Origin of the sequence: Agrobacterium sp. ST15.13.015, assembly GCF_027871645.1 — a bacterium.
Classification (GTDB): Bacteria; Pseudomonadota; Alphaproteobacteria; order Rhizobiales; family Rhizobiaceae; genus Agrobacterium; species Agrobacterium leguminum.
Genome location: NZ_JAQAHF010000001.1, coordinates 402,280 through 418,953 on the forward strand (window position 1 = coordinate 402,280; position 16,674 = coordinate 418,953).

17 protein-coding genes are annotated in these 16,674 nt (G+C 61.3%); 10 read left to right on the forward strand and 7 right to left on the reverse strand.

Features of this window, described 5'->3' with window-relative positions; all coding sequences use genetic code 11:
* The 7 genes from mnhG to PIB16_RS02005 all read right to left on the reverse strand — a co-directional run bounded on the left by mnhG (position 1) and on the right by PIB16_RS02005 (position 6,485).
* Positions 1–345 carry a monovalent cation/H(+) antiporter subunit G gene (gene mnhG, locus PIB16_RS01975; RefSeq protein ID WP_003522773.1) on the reverse strand — a complete coding sequence of 115 codons (345 nt, stop codon included), beginning with the start codon at positions 343–345 and terminating at the stop codon, positions 1–3.
* Positions 342–623, reverse strand: a complete 282-nt coding sequence (locus PIB16_RS01980; protein ID WP_078051276.1) for a K+/H+ antiporter subunit F — start codon at positions 621–623, stop codon at positions 342–344. The genes mnhG and PIB16_RS01980 overlap by 4 nt, the downstream gene beginning before the upstream one ends.
* On the reverse strand, positions 620–1,108 hold the full coding sequence (locus PIB16_RS01985) for a Na+/H+ antiporter subunit E (protein ID WP_003522771.1): 489 nt from the start codon (positions 1,106–1,108) through the stop codon (positions 620–622). Before PIB16_RS01985 ends, PIB16_RS01980 begins: the two co-directional genes overlap by 4 nt.
* Entirely contained in the window at positions 1,105–2,751 is a 1,647-nt protein-coding gene (locus PIB16_RS01990; protein ID WP_035239397.1) for a monovalent cation/H+ antiporter subunit D, read from the reverse strand. Before PIB16_RS01990 ends, PIB16_RS01985 begins: the two co-directional genes overlap by 4 nt.
* The gene (locus PIB16_RS01995; protein ID WP_020810384.1) at positions 2,748–3,083 is read right to left on the reverse strand and encodes a Na+/H+ antiporter subunit C; all 336 of its coding nucleotides are present in this window, start codon (positions 3,081–3,083) and stop codon (positions 2,748–2,750) included. Before PIB16_RS01995 ends, PIB16_RS01990 begins: the two co-directional genes overlap by 4 nt.
* On the reverse strand, positions 3,083–6,001 hold the full coding sequence (locus PIB16_RS02000; protein ID WP_271044892.1) for a monovalent cation/H+ antiporter subunit A: 2,919 nt from the start codon (positions 5,999–6,001) through the stop codon (positions 3,083–3,085). Before PIB16_RS02000 ends, PIB16_RS01995 begins: the two co-directional genes overlap by 1 nt.
* Before the next feature lie 106 nt (positions 6,002–6,107).
* Positions 6,108–6,485 (reverse strand): hypothetical protein, encoded by a 378-nt coding sequence (locus tag PIB16_RS02005; RefSeq protein ID WP_078051275.1) that lies wholly within the window; start codon positions 6,483–6,485, stop codon positions 6,108–6,110.
* Positions 6,486–7,002: 517 nt separating this feature from the next.
* Between PIB16_RS02005 and PIB16_RS02010 the strand changes: the two genes are divergently transcribed.
* From PIB16_RS02010 to fliF, 10 genes are all read left to right on the forward strand, one after another.
* A complete protein-coding gene (locus PIB16_RS02010) occupies positions 7,003–8,598 on the forward strand; it encodes a globin-coupled sensor protein (protein ID WP_271044893.1) in 1,596 nt (531 codons plus the stop codon).
* Positions 8,598–8,897 (forward strand): STAS domain-containing protein, encoded by a 300-nt coding sequence (locus tag PIB16_RS02015; RefSeq protein ID WP_003503483.1) that lies wholly within the window; start codon positions 8,598–8,600, stop codon positions 8,895–8,897. Before PIB16_RS02010 ends, PIB16_RS02015 begins: the two co-directional genes overlap by 1 nt.
* Positions 8,894–9,259, forward strand: coding sequence for a chemotaxis response regulator CheY1 (cheY1, locus tag PIB16_RS02020; RefSeq protein ID WP_003493773.1), 366 nt, complete (start codon positions 8,894–8,896; stop codon positions 9,257–9,259). The genes PIB16_RS02015 and cheY1 overlap by 4 nt, the downstream gene beginning before the upstream one ends.
* 16 nt (positions 9,260–9,275) lie before the next feature.
* Positions 9,276–11,543: a chemotaxis protein CheA gene (locus tag PIB16_RS02025; RefSeq protein ID WP_065654479.1), complete on the forward strand. Its 2,268-nt coding sequence runs from the start codon at positions 9,276–9,278 to the stop codon at positions 11,541–11,543.
* Between the two features lie 13 nt (positions 11,544–11,556).
* Entirely contained in the window at positions 11,557–12,465 is a 909-nt protein-coding gene (gene cheR, locus PIB16_RS02030; RefSeq protein ID WP_003522764.1) for a protein-glutamate O-methyltransferase CheR, read from the forward strand.
* A complete protein-coding gene (gene cheB, locus PIB16_RS02035; protein ID WP_003522763.1) occupies positions 12,462–13,517 on the forward strand; it encodes a protein-glutamate O-methylesterase CheB in 1,056 nt (351 codons plus the stop codon). The genes cheR and cheB overlap by 4 nt, the downstream gene beginning before the upstream one ends.
* Positions 13,517–13,906, forward strand: coding sequence for a chemotaxis response regulator CheY2 (gene cheY2 / locus PIB16_RS02040; RefSeq protein ID WP_003503467.1), 390 nt, complete (start codon positions 13,517–13,519; stop codon positions 13,904–13,906). The genes cheB and cheY2 overlap by 1 nt, the downstream gene beginning before the upstream one ends.
* Positions 13,903–14,448: a chemoreceptor glutamine deamidase CheD gene (gene cheD, locus PIB16_RS02045; protein WP_003522762.1), complete on the forward strand. Its 546-nt coding sequence runs from the start codon at positions 13,903–13,905 to the stop codon at positions 14,446–14,448. The genes cheY2 and cheD overlap by 4 nt, the downstream gene beginning before the upstream one ends.
* Positions 14,449–14,462: 14 nt before the next feature.
* A complete protein-coding gene (cheT, locus tag PIB16_RS02050) occupies positions 14,463–14,846 on the forward strand; it encodes a chemotaxis protein CheT (protein ID WP_035262798.1) in 384 nt (127 codons plus the stop codon).
* 129 nt (positions 14,847–14,975) lie between these two features.
* Positions 14,976–16,658, forward strand: coding sequence for a flagellar basal-body MS-ring/collar protein FliF (gene fliF, locus PIB16_RS02055; RefSeq protein WP_035262795.1), 1,683 nt, complete (start codon positions 14,976–14,978; stop codon positions 16,656–16,658).
* Positions 16,659–16,674 lie beyond the last annotated feature (16 nt).

Sequence of the window (16,674 nt, forward strand, 5' to 3'; positions counted from 1 at the left end):
CTAAAGATGCTCCCGATTATCCGTATTCTGCTCGGCCCGGTCCCGATAAAGTGCGGCGCGTCCCAGCAGCATCAGGGAAACCGGCGTCGTCACCGTCATGAAAATACCGATGAAGATTTCATGGAAGGCGAAGCGGTCGCCGGAGACGGAGAAATAGATGATCGAGGCCATGACGATGCCGCCGGTGCCCCAGCTGGTGCCCAGTGTGGGCGCATGCAGGCGCTCATAGAAGCTGTTGAGCCTGGCAAAGCCGATGGTGCCGATCAGTGTCAGCGAGGCGCCGAGCAGGACGAAGAAGGCCACGGCAATGGCGGCCCAGAGGGGAAATTCGTGCGCCTCGCTCATTCGATCACCTCACCGCGCATCAGGAATTTGGAAAGGGCGACGGTGGAGACGAAGCCCAGGATGGCGATCAGCAGCGATGCCTCGAAATAGATGTCATTGCCGGTGCGCAGGCCGAAGGTCAAAAGAAGCAGCATGGCGTTGACATAAAGCGTATCCATGCCCAGCACGCGGTCCTGCGCGCGCGGGCCAATGGCGATGCGATAGACCGAGATCGCCATGGCGATGGCGAGCATGAACTGCGCCAGCGAAAAGGACCAGAAAAGGATAATCGAACTCATTCGAATATCTCCATCAGCAGTTTTTCATAACGGTTCTTGATGAGGCTTATCCAGGCTGCCTCATCCACATCGTCGAGAACGTGAAGCAGCAGCGTACCCTGGCTGGAATTATATTCGAGCCATGCGCTTCCCGGCGTCGAGGTCAGGATCGTCGCCAGAACCGCAAGCGCCATCGGATCGCGAATATCGAGCGGCACGGCCAGGAAGCCGGATTTGCGGTCCCTCTCGCGTTTGAACAGGATGATCTTCACGACCGAGAGATTGGATCTGACAATATCGTAAAGCACGATCAGGATCAGTTGCACCAGCCTGTGCCAGTTGCGGATGCGCGGCTTGGCGGGCCGGAGCGATGCCATCGCCCAGGAGGCGACAAGCGCAACCCCGGTGCCGAGCAGCAGATGCCCCGGCGAAAAGCTGTTGATCGTCATCCAGAAGAATATCAGCGAGATTGTCAGCAGCGGGTAGGGCAGGACACGGCTTATCATGGCTCTGCCTCCGGGTTGCTTCCCGCCCGGGGCGCGGAAATAACGCCCTGAATATAGCTTGCCGGCAGGTCGAGAATACGCGCCGTTTCCTGCATGTATCGCATTACCGGTCCTGCCTGCACGGTCATGGCAAGCGTCAGGCCGAGCAGCAGCATCACGGGGGCGATTTCGATGACGAGCACGCGGGGCACGGTGCCTTCGATGGAAGCCCAGAAGGTGCGGATGCCGGCGCGCGTCATCGAGATCAGCGAGGCGAAACCGGCAAAGACGATCAGGAAAACCAGCCACCAGGACAGCGTGGAAACGCTGTCATTGGCGCCAAGCCCGGAAGGATTGAGAATGGCGGTCAGCATCGAGAATTTGGCGATGAAGCCCGAAAGCGGCGGCAGGCCGGCCAGAAGAATGCCGCAGGCGGCAAAACAGGCCCCGAGCACCGCCATGGTGGCGGGCATGGTCACGCCGACTTCCTCCTCCTCCTCTTCCTCGTCGCCCTCGCCATAGGCCTCCATGGTCACGGCCAGAACGTTCGCGCCGGCATCCTGTCCGCGCTCGACGAGCTCGATCAGCATGAAGAAGGCGCTGATGGTGAGGGTGGAGCTGACCATGTAATAAAGCGCGCCGGCCGCAACCGTGGGATTGCCTGTGCCCATGGCGGCAAGCAGCGTTCCCGACGAGACGAGAACCGAAAAGCCGGCCAGCCGCCCCAGCGCCTGCGACGCCAGAACGCCGATGGCCCCGAAGATGATGGTGGCAATGCCGCCGACCAGCAGGGCATCATGGCCGAAACCGGCCGATTCCCCGGCCGTCTGCCCGAAAAGCAGGAAGGACAGGCGGGCGATGACATAAATCCCGACCTTGCTCATGATGGCGAAGAGCCCGCCCACCGGGGCCGATGCCGCGCCATAGGCGGAGGGCAGCCAGAAATTCAGCGGCCACATGCCGGCCTTGACCAGAAAAGCGATGCCGAGGATGGCCGAGCCGGTTTCCAAGAGCATGCGTTGATCGGGGTTGAGCCCCTCGATGCGATGGGCGAGATCGCCCATGTTCAGCGTGCCGGTAACGCCATAGATGAGGCTGACGCCGATCAGGAAGAACAGGGCGGCGACGAGGTTGATGGCGATATAATGCAGCCCGGCCTTGACGCGCTGCTGGCCGGAACCGTGCAGCAACAGACCATAGGACGCGGCCAGCATCACTTCGAAGAAAACAAAGAGGTTGAAGAGGTCGCCGGTCAGGAACGCGCCGTTGACGCCCATCAGCATCATCTGGAACAGCGAATGGAAATGCGCCCCCGACCTGTGCCACTTCGCCATCGAATAGATCAAGGATGGGATGGCAAGCAGCGCCGTCAACAGCACCATCAGGCCCGAAAGACGGTCGGCGACGAGCACGATGCCGAAGGGCGCCGGCCAGTTGCCGAGCAGATAGACACCGCTCGACACCACGGCGGCGATCTCGGTATTGACCGTCGAGTTGACCTCGCGGAACAGCAATATGGCGACCACCAGCAACAGCACCGTCGAGGTGAGGCTGATGGCGGCTTTCGCCACGCGCTGGCGCTCGTCGAAGAACAGCAGAAGAGCCGCGGTAATCAGCGGCAGAAGAATGGGCGCTATGACGATATGGAAGGGGAACGACATCATTTCGTCTCCCTCCCGTCCACATGGTCGGTGCCGGTGAGGCCGCGGGCGGCAAGCAGCACGACGAGGAACAATGCGGTGGTGGCAAAGCCGATGACGATGGCCGTCAGCACCAGCGCCTGCGGCACGGGGTCGGCAAGCGTGGAGCTGTCGACGCCGTTGACCAGCACCGGCGGCGCATTGGTCTTGATGCCGCCGACGCCGAAGATGAAGAGGTTGACGGCGTAAGACAGCAGCGAAAGCCCGACAATGACCTGATAGGTGCGCGGGCGCAGCACCAGCCAGACGCCGGAGCCGGTCATGATGCCGATGCCGATGGCGAGAATGAGTTCCATTACACGTCCTCCGCTTTTGCGGCTTCAGGCGTGCGAACGCGGTAGTTACGCAACGATTGGTGTGCCAGTGCGATCAGGATAAGAACAACGGAGCCGACGACCAGCGAGAAGACGCCGAGGTCGAACAGCAGGGCGGATGCCGTCGGCATTTTGCCGATATAGGGTATCTCCGTATACTGGAAATAGGAGGTCAGGAACGGGTAGCCGAAGTACCAGGAGCCGATACCCGTCGCCGCCGCCATCAAAAGGCCGAAACCCATCCAGCGCAGTGGCAGGATGCGGATGCGGTCCTCCGCCCAGCGCGCCCCACCGGCAAGATATTGCAGCAGGAAGCCGATGGCCATGGTGATGCCGGCCGCAAAGCCGCCGCCCGGCAGGTCGTGCCCGCGCATGAACAGGAAGATCGAGAAGGTGATGATGACCGGGAACATCCACTGCATCACGATGGACGGTACATAGAGATAGTCGCGAACCGTATCGCCATTGCTCCGGTCTGGCCGTTCGGCATCGAAGGCGTTCTGCATCTGCTGCTGCTCTGGCACCCCGATGCTTTCATGGGCGGGGCGGAAACGGCGAAGCAGTGCAAAGACGGTGAGCGCCACGATGGCCAGCACCGCTATTTCGCCGAAGGTATCGAAGCCACGGAAATCCACCAGAATGACGTTGACGACATTGGTGCCGCCGCCTTCGGTATAGGCGCGTTCGAGGAAATAGGTCGCAATCGCGTTCGGCACCGGCAGCGTCATCACGGCATAGGCGATGACGGACATGCCGATACCGCTGCCTGCGGCGAGCAGGAAGTCGCGGGCGCGGCGAAGCTGCGCCGGCAGCTCATCGCTGCTGTCGACCTTCTCGACGCGTTTCGGCAGCCATCTGAGGCCGAGCAGGATGAGAACCGTGGTGACGATTTCCACCAGCAGCTGGGTGATGGCCAGATCCGGCGCGGAAAGCCAGACGAAGGTGAGGCAGGTGACGAGGCCCGAGACGCCGAGCATGACGAGCGCGGCGAGGCGATGATATTTCGCCTGCCAGGCCGCACCCATGGCCGCGATCATGCCGATCAGCCAGAGAATGGCGAAGATCGGATCGAAGGTCGTGACCTGCGGCAGCGACAGGGAAAAGTCCGAAAGGAAGAGAGGCGAGAAACCGGCGAGAAGCGCCACGAGGATAAGAAGCCTCAGCTGCGGCTGCAGACGCCGCGTGCCGAGCGTGCTTTCCAGCCACCGCGCCCATTTCCAGGACACGGTGACGAGAATGCGCTCGAAGATGCGCTGTCCACGCAAATGCCGGAAGACCGGCGGACCGTCGTCGCAGCGCGAGAAATAACCGCCGAGCAGGGCATAGATCGTAACCCCGCCGATCAGCGCCGCGATACTCATGATCAGCGGCAGGTTGAAACCGTGCCAGATCGACAGGCTGTAGACCGGCGTTTGCGCACCAAGTACGGAAAGCACGGCCGAATGCAGGAACGGGCCGATGGAGAGGCTCGGAACGATGCCGACGATCAGGCAGGCGAAGACGAGGAATTCGATGGGGAAACGCATCCAGCGCGGCGGCTCGTGCGGATGCGGGTTCGGCAGATCGACGGGCTTGGGGCCGAAGAACACCGTATGGATGAAGCGCAGCGAATAGGCGACGGCAAATGCGCCCGACAGCGTCGCGACATAGGGCAGGGCCCGGTCCAGCAGCGAGTCGGCATGGGTTTCGACGGCCTCGGCGAAGAACATTTCCTTGGAGAGGAAGCCGTTGAACAGCGGCACGCCGGCCATGGCCGCACTTGCCGCCATGGCGAGCGTCGCGGTTGCGGGCATATAGGTGTAAAGCCCGCTTAAGCGCCGCATGTCGCGCGTGCCCGTCTCATGGTCGATGATGCCGGCCGCCATGAAGAGCGAGGCCTTGAAGGTGGCGTGGTTGACCATGTGGAAGATGGCCGCCACCGCCGCAAGCGGGCTGCCGAGGCTGAGAAGCGTGGTGATGAGGCCGAGATGGCTGATGGTGGAATAGGCGAGCAGACCCTTGAGGTCCTGCTGAAACATGGCGAAATAGGCGCCGAGCAGCAGGGTTATGATGCCGGCCGCGCCCACGAGCCAAAACCATTCCGGCGTGCCCGCCAGCACGGGCCAGAACCGCGCCAGCAGGAAAACCCCGGCCTTCACCATCGTGGCTGAATGCAGATAGGCGGAAACGGGTGTAGGCGCCGCCATGGCGTTGGGCAGCCAGAAATGGAACGGAAACTGCGCGCTCTTGGTCAGCGCGCCGCCGAGGATGAGGATGAGCGCGGGCACGTAGAGGGAATGGGCGCGGATAGCCGCACCCGCCTCGATGATCCTGTCGAGATCATAGCTTCCCGCCATATGGCCGAGGATCAGCAGGCCCGCCAGCAGGCTGAAGCCGCCGATGCCGGTCACGGTCAGCGCCATGCGTGCGCCGTCGCGCGCACCGGCGTTCTGATGCCAGTAGCCGATCAGCAGGAACGAAAAGATGCTGGTCATTTCCCAGAAGATCGACAGCAGGATGACGTTGCCGGAGAGCACCACGCCAAGCATCGAGCCCATGAAGGCGAGAAGGAAGGCGAAGAAACGGGGAATCGGGTCTTCGGCCGACATATAATAACGCGCGTAGAGCACCACCAGCAGACCGATGCCGGTAATGAGCATCGTGAAAATCCAGGCAAATCCGTCCAGCCGCAGGGTAAAGTTCAGGCCGAGCTGGGGCAGCCATTCCACATCATACTTGAGAACCGCGCCGCCGCTGACGCTCGTATAAAGAAAAATGCTGCTGACAAGGCCGAAAAGGGCGACTGCGCCCGCAACGGAGGCGGGACCGGCGGCCGCACCCTCGCGCGGCATGAAGGCCGTCAGAAGCGCGCCAACGAAGGGCAATGCGACAATGAATGGAAGAATGGTTGCAAGTGTCATATGCGGCGGCGGTTTTCTCTCTGGAATGGGAGCCTACGGCGGGTTTCCGACGACTCCGATCCCTCAAGGTTCGCAATGAACCGAATGATGAGGACCGCCGGAATGACTAATACATAATATGCGGAGGCGCGCGTGGAACCACGCTGGCAAAGTCTCGGAAAGCTTGTGGCACGATGGCAACAGCAACGAGCGAGACGTCGGCATTATCCCTGAGGCTTGGCGTGGGTGAGGCAAACGCGTCCAGGCGAAGGCCTGAACCGGCATCGCCGGTCCTGCAGCCGAAATCATTGCCGCTATCGCAATCCTTTTGGCGAAGAGAAAGGGAACGGCCCGGATCGACGCTCTGCAATCGTTCGAGACGGCTGGTTTTGGAAAGGGGCTTGACGCCGGCCGGCGCCTGAAAGCCGATCATGACCAGCAGGCTCGCGACCACGAGACCGATCAACACTTGCGGATGGCGCCTTGAACTGCGGCTTTTCTCCATCCATGGCAAGTTGGCATCTCCTTGATCGTAAAGGTCTCTTTAAAGCATCACCGTTGAGCGAATATCCTGTTGATTTGTTTTAGGGGAAGCCGGACATGCTTGTCCAGCGCGCATGCGGGAAAAACCGCCCGCAGCGTCCGATTCCTTTTCGTTTTTGCCCGTTTGCGGCAAAGTGAGGGCGGCATTGGCTAAAAGCTTTTACAAATTTTACCGTTTGACGCCGACGCCCGTGTTTCTTAACTTTCAAGCAAGGAATTAACCATAAAGATTGATGGTATTTCCACGGCGGAATGGGGTTCTCTCCCCTTCCAGGCATGACGCCGCACTGCCGTACCGGTGCCGATCCGGTATTTTCGTTTCTTGGTTCAAGAAGGTCTGGCAAGCGTCGATGCCGCATCGTCCGCGATGGGTATGTTCGTTCAAAAATCCCCTTAGGGTGCTGGCGTTCTGAACCTTGGCCAATTTGGCCGGGTTTTACCGGCCGTCATGTTGTTGGGGACGTCGGTTGGGGCAGGATTTGCCATCAGATCAAGCGCGCAGATCGGCAGGCGGAAGCCTGGCGGGACGGTTGCGTTTTGCCGGCCTCGACGAGACGCAATCCGATTTCCTGCGCAGCTATCGCAGCATGCTGGAGCCTTACGTCAAGGCCGGCCTGCGGGACGTGATGACCCGTTTCCAGTCTATGCCGGACTGTTCTCCGTCTTTCGAAAGCGAAAACCAGCTCGACCGGCTGCACGATCTGCAATCCTCGCATTGGAGCGTTCTGACCGATGCGCGTTTCGACGCGCTCTATGCCGAGCGGGTGAAGGTTCTTTCCGACAATGCCAGTCGCATGGGTCTCGATCCGCGCTGGCAGATCGCCAGCCACGCGGTGGTTCTGGAACATCTCGTCGGCGGGCTGGTGGCCGAACACGCGCCGCGCTCCATCCTGCCCGGCAACCGCAAGAAAACCCGTGAACTGGCGGAAGCCGTCAAGAATGTCGTCCGTCTGGTGATGGTCGATACCGAAATCGCTGTCTCGCTGCGCTTCAACGAATTGCGCCTGCGCCATGGCCGCGAACTGGCGGAACAGCGCGACAATGACCGCTCCGAAGCGGCGAAGTTGCTGGGCACAGCGCTGACGGCCTTTGCCGCAGGCGATTTGCAGGCCCGCATCGGCGGCGAAGTGCCGGAAGCCTATCGCGATGTTGCAGCGTCCTTCAATACGGCCCTGGAAACGATTGGCGCATCGCTGATCGCGGCGCAAAACAGCATCGGCGAGGCCGAGGCGCTCGGCGCGCGCTTTGCCGATATGGGCCGCTCCATGGCCGAGCGCTCCCGCCAGCAGGCCGAAGCCCTTGCCGAAACCTCCCGCGCCATCCAGACGATGATCGGGAACGTTGCTGAAAACGGTGCGCGCATATCGGCCACGGAAACGGCTGTTTCCCGCGCCCGCGAGGCGGCGGTCGAAAGCGGCAAGGCTATCGGCGAGGCGATTGACGCCATGTCGGATATCGAACAATCCGCCGAACAGATCGGCAGGATCATCGGCACGATTGACGAGATCGCTTTTCAGACCAACCTTCTCGCCCTCAATGCCGGCATCGAGGCGGCGCGCGCGGGTGAAAGCGGACGTGGTTTCGCTGTCGTCGCGCAGGAGGTGCGGGCGCTCGCCCAGCGTTCCGCCGACGCTGCAAGGGAGATCAAGAGCCTTGTCGGCACCACCAAGACGCAGGTTGAGGGCGGCGTGCGCATGGTCAACCGCACGCAGGACGCAATCGGCGGTGTCGTCCGGCAGGTCTCTGGCATCAACGACATGATCGCGGAAGTCTCCCGGCATACGGCCGAGCAGGCTGGCGAACTGCAATCGGTTGCCGCCGATATCGGCGAGCAGCAAAGGCAGGCCGGCCGGAACGCCGTCGATATCAGCGCGAGCGCCTCCGAGGCGGACGCGCTTCAAACCGTCATTCTCGAACTCGGCCGCACCATCCGCGAATTCCGCGTTGCCCGTCAGGTACAGGCGAGAGCGGCGTCCGGTGCGGACCGACAGGACACTTCATTTATGGCCCGTGCGGATAATCGCACGGATTACGGCCAGGATTACCAACAATTCAGACGTCAGGGAGTCATGTAATGGCAGCCAGAAAAGCAGCTGAGGCGACGCTGAAACTGTCACCGGTGCTGGATCTCAACGAAGCATCGGCCCTGCACGGCAAGCTGATGACGTTGAGGGGAGCACCTTTGTCGGTAGATGCCTCCGAGGTGGAGCGTATCGGTGCGCTTTGCGCCCAGGTCCTAATGGCCGGCGCGAAATCCTGGGAAGAGGATGGCAAGCCCTTCGGTTTTGCCAGGGTTTCCGATGCATTCGACAAGACGATGAAACTGATAGGCGTCGATATTGACCATTTGCTCCCCAAGGAGATGCAAAAGTGAAGAAAAAAGTTCTTACCGTGGATGATTCCCGGACGATCAGGAACATGCTCCTGGTCACGCTCAACAATGCCGGTTTCGAAACCATTCAGGCTGAAGACGGCATCGAGGGCCTCGAAGTGCTCGAGCAGAGCAACCCGGATGTTATCGTGACGGACATCAACATGCCCCGTCTCGATGGTTTCGGCTTCATCGAGGGTGTACGGCGCAACGAAAAGTATCGTGCGATCCCGATCCTCGTCCTGACGACCGAAAGCGACGCAGAGAAGAAGAACCGCGCCCGTCAGGCCGGTGCGACGGGCTGGATCGTCAAACCGTTCGACCCTGCGAAACTCATCGATGCCATTGAACGCGTAACCGCCTGATACGGGACATTTCACGATGGATATGAACGAAATCAAGGAAATCTTTTTCCAGGAGTGCGAGGAGCAGCTCGCGGAACTGGAATCGGGGCTTCTTAAATTGAATGACGGCGACCGCGATCCGGAAACCGTCAACGCCGTTTTCCGTGCCGTTCATTCCATCAAGGGCGGGGCGGGTGCCTTCGGTCTCGATGATCTCGTGGCCTTCGCCCACGTTTTTGAAACGACCCTCGACTGCGTCCGCTCCAACAAGCTGGAGCCGACACAGGATGTTCTGAAAGTCATGCTGCGCTCCGCCGACGTGCTGGCGGACCTGACCAATGCGGCAAGAGACGGCGGCAGCGTCGATGAAAGCCGCACCCGCGGCCTCGTCAAGGAACTGGAAGCGCTGGCAAACGGCGAAACCGTGCAGGTCTCCGCGCCTGTGGCAGCGCCGGCCGCAGTCAAGGCGCCGCAACCCGTCGCACCCAAGCCGACGGATGAGAGCGGTTTCGAGCCGATCCCGTTCTCCTTCACGGACTTTGCCGACGAAACCACACCGCTGATGGAAGCGCCGTCCTTCCAGATCACCTTCAAGCCGCATGCGTCGCTTTATTCGAAAGGCAACGAGGCGGCACTTCTCCTGCGCGATCTTTCGCGCATCGGCGAAATGAGCATCAATTGCGACATGTCGGAGCTGCCTTCGCTCGACAAGCTCGATCCTGAAGCATCCTATCTTTCCTGGACGGTTTCGATTGCGACCGACAAGGGCGAAGAGGGCATCCGCAGCGTCTTCGAATTTGCCGAATGGGATTGCGATCTGGAAATCGTGCCGGTTGTTTCGGATGCCGCAGACGACGCGGAAGAGCTTCCGATGATCCCGGTGCCGTTCGATCTTTCGGCCCTCGATAGCGGACCGGAAGAGCAGCCCGCTGTTGAAACCGCCACGGCTGAAGCGTCCTACGTTGCCGCAGCCGTCGAAACGGCAGTTGCGACGACGCAGATCGCCCAGAGCGTCAATGCGGCAATCGAAAAGCGTGAAGCTGCGGCAGCGCCTGCCGCAGCCCAGGCGAATGCCAACGCTGCCGCCAATGCGAGCGCCGGCCAGACCATCCGCGTCGACCTCGACCGTGTCGACCGCCTGATCAACCTCGTCGGCGAACTCGTCATCAATCAGGCGATGCTGTCGCAGAGCGTCATCGAGAACGATGCGAGCGGCACGTCTGCCGTCAATATGGGCCTCGACGAGCTGCAGCAGCTGACGCGCGAAATCCAGGATAGCGTCATGGCCATCCGCGCTCAGCCGGTGAAGCCGGTGTTCCAGCGCATGTCGCGTATCGTCCGCGAAGTCGCCGACATGATCGGCAAGCAAATCCGCCTCGTCACCGAAGGTGAGAACACGGAAGTCGACAAGACGGTCATCGACAAGCTGGCCGAACCCCTGACGCATATGATCCGCAACGCCGTCGACCACGGCATCGAAACGCCGGAAAAACGCGAAGCGGCGGGCAAGAACCCGGAAGGCACCATCAAGCTTTCGGCCAAGCACCGTTCGGGCCGTATCCTGATCGAGCTTCAGGACGATGGCGCGGGCATCAACCGCGAGCGCGTTCGCCAGAAGGCAATCGACAACGATCTCATCGCCGCCGATGCGAACCTGACGGATGAAGAGATCGACAATCTGATCTTCGCGCCGGGCTTCTCCACCGCCGACAAGATTTCCGACATTTCCGGCCGCGGCGTTGGCATGGATGTGGTCAAGCGCTCCATTCAGGCGCTTGGCGGCCGTATCAGCATCTCCTCGCGCCCCGGCCATGGCTCGACCTTCACCATGAGCCTGCCACTGACGCTCGCCGTTCTTGACGGCATGGTGGTGACCGTTGCCGGCCAGACGCTGGTGGTGCCGCTGACGGCAATCGTCGAAACCCTGCAGCCGGAAGCGAAGAACATTCATTCCTTCGGCGCGAACCAGCGGCTGATCTCCATCCGCAACTCCTTCTGCCCGCTGGTCGACGTCGGCCGCGTGCTGAACTTCCGCCCGACCCAGGCCGATCCGGTCGAAGGTGTCGCCCTTCTGGTGGAATCGGAAGGCGGCGGCCAGCGCGCCCTGATGGTGGATGCGATCCAGGGCCAGCGCCAGGTTGTCATCAAGTCGTTGGAAGCCAACTATACCCATGTTCCGGGCATTGCCGCCGCCACCATTCTCGGTGACGGACGTGTCGCGCTCATCCTGGATGTCGATGCCATCGTCAGCGCCTCGCGCGGACAGCCCCTGAAGCAGGAAATGTCGCTTGCGGCGACGGGTTGAAAGCGGATCATCCATGGCAGCACTTAATTTCAGCGATCAGCGCCAGTCTCCCGACGAGGTTCTTGCCAGCGGCGAATACCCGCTGACGAGACGCGACCTGTCGGAAATCGCGGCGATGATCTATGCCGATGCGGGCATCTATCTCAACGACACCAAGGCGTCGCTGGTTTATTCCCGCCTGTCGAAGCATATCCGCAATCTCGGCCTGTCGGGTTTTCGCGAATATTGCGCATTGGTGTCCTCGCCGGATGGCGCGCAGGCGCGGCGCGAAATGCTGTCGCACCTGACGACGAATTTCACCCGCTTCTTCCGCGAGAACCATCATTTCGAACATCTGCGTGACGAGGTCCTGCCGGGCCTCATCGCCCGGGCGAAGAGCGGCGGGCGTGTCCGCATCTGGTCGGCCGCCTGTTCCGACGGGCAGGAACCCTATTCCATCGCGCTGACCGTGCTTGCCATGTTCCCGAATGCGGCGGATTACGATTTCAAGATTCTCGCGACGGATATCGACCCCAAGATTTTGGCGCAGGCCCGGGCGGGGGTCTATGATGACAATGCGCTCGAAACCGTGTCTCCCGCCATGCGCAAGCAATGGTTCACGGAAGTCGATGCCGGCGGTCGCCGCAAGTTCCGCATCGATGACAAGGTCAAGCGCCTCATCACCTTCAACGAATTGAACCTGATGACGCAATGGCCCTTCAAAGGCAATTTCGACGTCATTTTCTGCCGCAACGTCGTCATCTATTTCGACGAGCCGACGCAGATGCGCATCTGGTCGCGTTTTGCCGGGCTGCTGCCGGAAGGCGGCCATCTTTATATCGGGCATTCCGAACGCGTCTCCGGTGACGCCAAGAACCTGTTCGACAATACGGGCATCACCACCTACCGCTTCACTGGTCACGCTTCGGGGAGGAAGGCATGAGCGCACTCGCACGGGTACTCGTCGTCGATGATAGCCCCACTATGCGCGGCCTGATTTCGGCTGTCCTCAAGGCCGATCCGGAAGTCGAGGTGGTTGGGCAGGCCGGCAACGCCATGGAAGCACGCGCGGCCATCAAGCAGCTCAACCCCGATGTCGTGACGCTCGACATCGAGATGCCGGAAATGAACGGGCTGGAATTTCTCGAAAAGATCATGCGCCTGCGGCCCATGCCAGTCATCATGGTCTCGTCGCTGACCCATCGCGGCGCGGATGCTTCGCTGGCTGCGCTTGAAATCGGCGCCTTCGACTGTGTCGGTAAGCCGGCGCCGGGCGATGCACGCCCCTTCGGCGATCTGGCCGACAAGGTGAAGGCCGCCGCCCGCTCGCAACACGCCGCCTACCGCGCGGCGCGCCCGGAAGCGGCGGCCGCGCCGCAGCCGGTCCCGGTCAGTGAATATCGGGCTGGGCGCAAGGTCGTGGCCATCGGTTCCTCCACGGGCGGTGTCGAAGCGCTGATCGCCGTGCTGCAGAAATTCCCGGCCAATTGCCCGCCGACCGTCATCACCCAGCACATGCCGCCGACCTTCACCAAGAGTTTTGCCGAACGGCTGAACCGCATCTGCGCCCCCGTGGTGGAAGAGGCGACAGACGGTGCACGTCTTCAGACCGGCAAGATCTATCTTGCGCCGGGCGGCGAGCGCCATTTGCAGATCGCCAACCGGTCCGCACCCTGCTGCCGGCTCGTCGAACGCGATCCCGTCAACGGCCACCGACCCTCCGTCGATGTGCTGTTCGATTCGGTGGCTGAGCTTGCCGGCCGTAACGCCGTCGGCGTCATTTTGACCGGCATGGGCCGCGATGGCGCAGCCGGGCTGTTGAAGATGCGTCATGCCGGCGCGCGCACCGTCGGCCAGAACGAAAAAACATGTGTCGTCTACGGCATGCCCCGCGTGGCCTATGAACTTGGCGCCGTGGAACAGCAACTCCCGCTGGCCTCCATCGGCGAAGAAATCCTGAAACTAACCACTGCCCGTAAAGAAGGTGCTGACTAATGTCTCTCGCAGAAAAGATCAAAGTTCTGATCGTCGACGATCAGGTGACCAGCCGGCTGCTCCTCAGCGATGCGCTGACACAGCTCGGCTTCAAGCAGATCACCGCCGCCGGTGACGGCGAGCAGGGAATGAAGATCATGGAGCAGCAGCCCCATCATCTCGTCATTTCCGATTTCAACATGCCGAAGATGGACGGTCTCGGTTTCCTGCACGCCGTCAGGGCTAACCCGACGACCAAGAAGGCCGCCTTCATCATCCTCACCGCGCAGGGCGACCGCGCGCTGGTGCAGAAGGCAGCCCAGCTCGGCGCCAACAACGTGCTGGCCAAGCCCTTCACGATCGACAAAATGCGCGCTGCCATCGAGGCGGTTTTCGGATCGCTGAAATGATTGAAGCTGCGGCCAAGCGCGTACATATCATTCAGGGCGAGTATAAGGTCGTCAGCGATCCCGATGTGGTGCTGACGACGATACTCGGTTCGTGCGTGGCCGCCTGTCTGAGAGACCCCGTTGCCGGCCTGGGAGGCATGAATCACTTCCTGCTGCCGGGAACGGGAAATGTGACCGGCGGAGATGCCACTCGTTACGGCGTGCATCTCATGGAGCTCCTGATCAACGGCCTCCTGAAGCAGGGGGCGCGGCGCGACCGGCTGGAAGCCAAGGTTTTCGGCGGCGCCAAGACGATTGCCAGCTTCTCCAATGTCGGTGAGCAGAATGCCATCTTCGCCATGCAGTTTCTCAAGGATGAAGGTATTCCGGTCTTAAGCTCCTCCACGGGCGGAGACCACGGCCGAAAGATCGAATTCTGGCCGGTCTCCGGGCGTGCACGTCAGCATCCGCTCAGCGGCGCGGAAACCCAGAAGACGGTTGCCATGGAAACGCGTCCGGTGCCGGCCCCCAAGCCAGTCGCCAACGACATCGAATTTTTCTAGTCACGGAGTTTCCAATGCAGCTTGCAGAGCACACCGCCGCCACTCCGTTCGAAGAAGCCCTGCCGGACGTTCTGATGCGCGTGGTATCGGAACTGCACGACGTCGCCTATCTTATCGAGCGCATCGAGCCGCAATTGCTTGAAGTGACCAGCGGTCAACTGTCCAGTGAAGGCGTCAAGCTGCTGCAGGGCATCGACCTTGCCGTCCAGAAAACCCGCGGCCTTGCGGAATTCATCGATACCATCACCGGTTCCATCCCCGGAGACTGGATCGTGGATGTTTCCACCGCCCTCAGCCTCGTCAAGCTGGCCGAAATGCAGAAGGCGCTCGGCGCGGCCTTCCGCCATGGCCATTCCCAGCCGCTCGACAAGGCATCGGGCGACTTCGACCTCTTCTAGAACTATTTCGGCCAGCGTTGCCGTCCTTCGCGGAATGCGGAGAAAGGCAACGCTCGCGCAAGCTTCGCACCCTATTGTCACGACGGGGCCAAAAGGTCTCGGACTCTATGAATGACGGTGCGGAACAGAATGAATCTGTTAAATCAAATCCCTCAGGTCTTAAAGAATGTCGCGGCGCTGGGGCAGACACGGCTGCTGATGCTGGGCGGCGTGGGCGTTGTGTCCATGGCCATCATCCTTGCCGCAGCTCTTTACGTGAACCGTCCCGCTTACGAGACCCTCTATGTGGGGCTTGAAAAAAGCGACCTTAACAAGATCAGCATTGCGCTTGCCGAATCGGGTCTGGACTTTCAGGTGGGGACCGATGGTTCCAGCCTTCAGGTTCCCGTCGGCCTCACCAGCAAGGCAAGATTGCTTCTGGCTGAGCGCGGCCTGCCCGACAGCGCCAATGCCGGTTATGAGCTTTTCGACAATGTCGGCTCTCTCGGCCTGACCTCCTTCATGCAGGAAGTGACGCGCGTTCGCGCCCTTGAGGGCGAGATCGGCCGCTCCATCCAGCAGATCGACGGCATTGCGGCCGCACGCGTCCATATCGTCATGCCTGACGTCGGCAATTTCCGCCGTGGCGAACAGAAGCCCACCGCATCGGTCATGATTCGCGCCAGTGCTTCGGCCGGCCGCAAGGCGTCCGCCTCCATCCGTCACCTCGTCGCCTCGGCCGTTCCCGGCCTTGAAGTCGACGATGTGACCCTGCTTGATTCGACCGGCCAGCTTCTCGCTTCCGGCGACGATGTCACCAATGCCGCCATGAACCGCTCGCTGACGCTGGCGCAGAATGTGCAGCAGGAAATCGAAACCAATATCGACAAGGCGCTGGCGCCTTTCCTCGGCATGGACAATTTCCGCTCCAGCGTCACGGCGCAGCTCAATACCGACAGCCGTCAGATTCAGGAAACCGTCTACGATCCGGAATCGCGCGTCGAGCGCTCCGTGCGCACGGTAAAGGAAGACCAGAAGTCCCAGGAAACGCAGCCGGATACGGCCGCGACCGTGGAACAGAACGTACCGCAGGCAGCACCCCAGGGCGGCGGCGGCGGTCCGCAGTCCTCCGACCAGTCGGCCAAGAAGGAAGAGCAGACCAATTACGAGATCAATTCCAAGACGGTAGCCACGGTCAAGAACGGCTACACTGTCGAGAAGATTTCGGTCGCGGTCGTCGTCAACAAGGGCCGGATCGCCAAGATGGTCGGCGAGCCCGCCGATCAGGCGAAGATCGACGCCTATCTTGCCGAAATGCAGAAGATCGTCACTTCGGCGGCAGGCATTTCCTCCGACCGTGGCGACATCGTCTCGCTGACGGCGATGGACTTCCTCGAAACGCAATTGCTGGATGAGGCCGCAACCGGCCCGGGCATCATGGAAGTGCTGAGCCGCAATTCCGCCGGCATCATCAACTCGCTCGCCTTTGTCGCGGTTGCCTTCCTTGTCGTCTGGCTCGGCGTACGCCCTCTGGTCCGCACGGTGACCGGCAACGGTGCCGCCGCAGGCCAGCTCAGCCAGGAGGCCGCCGGTCTCGAACTGCCGGATTTCTCTCCCGGCATGGATGCGGGCGCAGGCGGTCTCATGGAAGGTTTCGGGGCGGATTTCGGCTTCGACAGCACCGACGACCTTCTGGCGGGCGGCGATGGCGAGGGCACATTCAACCGCCGGGTTCGCGAAGGACCGGAACGCAGGCTCTCCCGCATGGTGGAAATCAGCGAAGAAAGAGCCGCCAAGATCCTGCGCAAATGGGCGGTGGAAAAAGCAGCATAATATCGAAAAGGCCGGT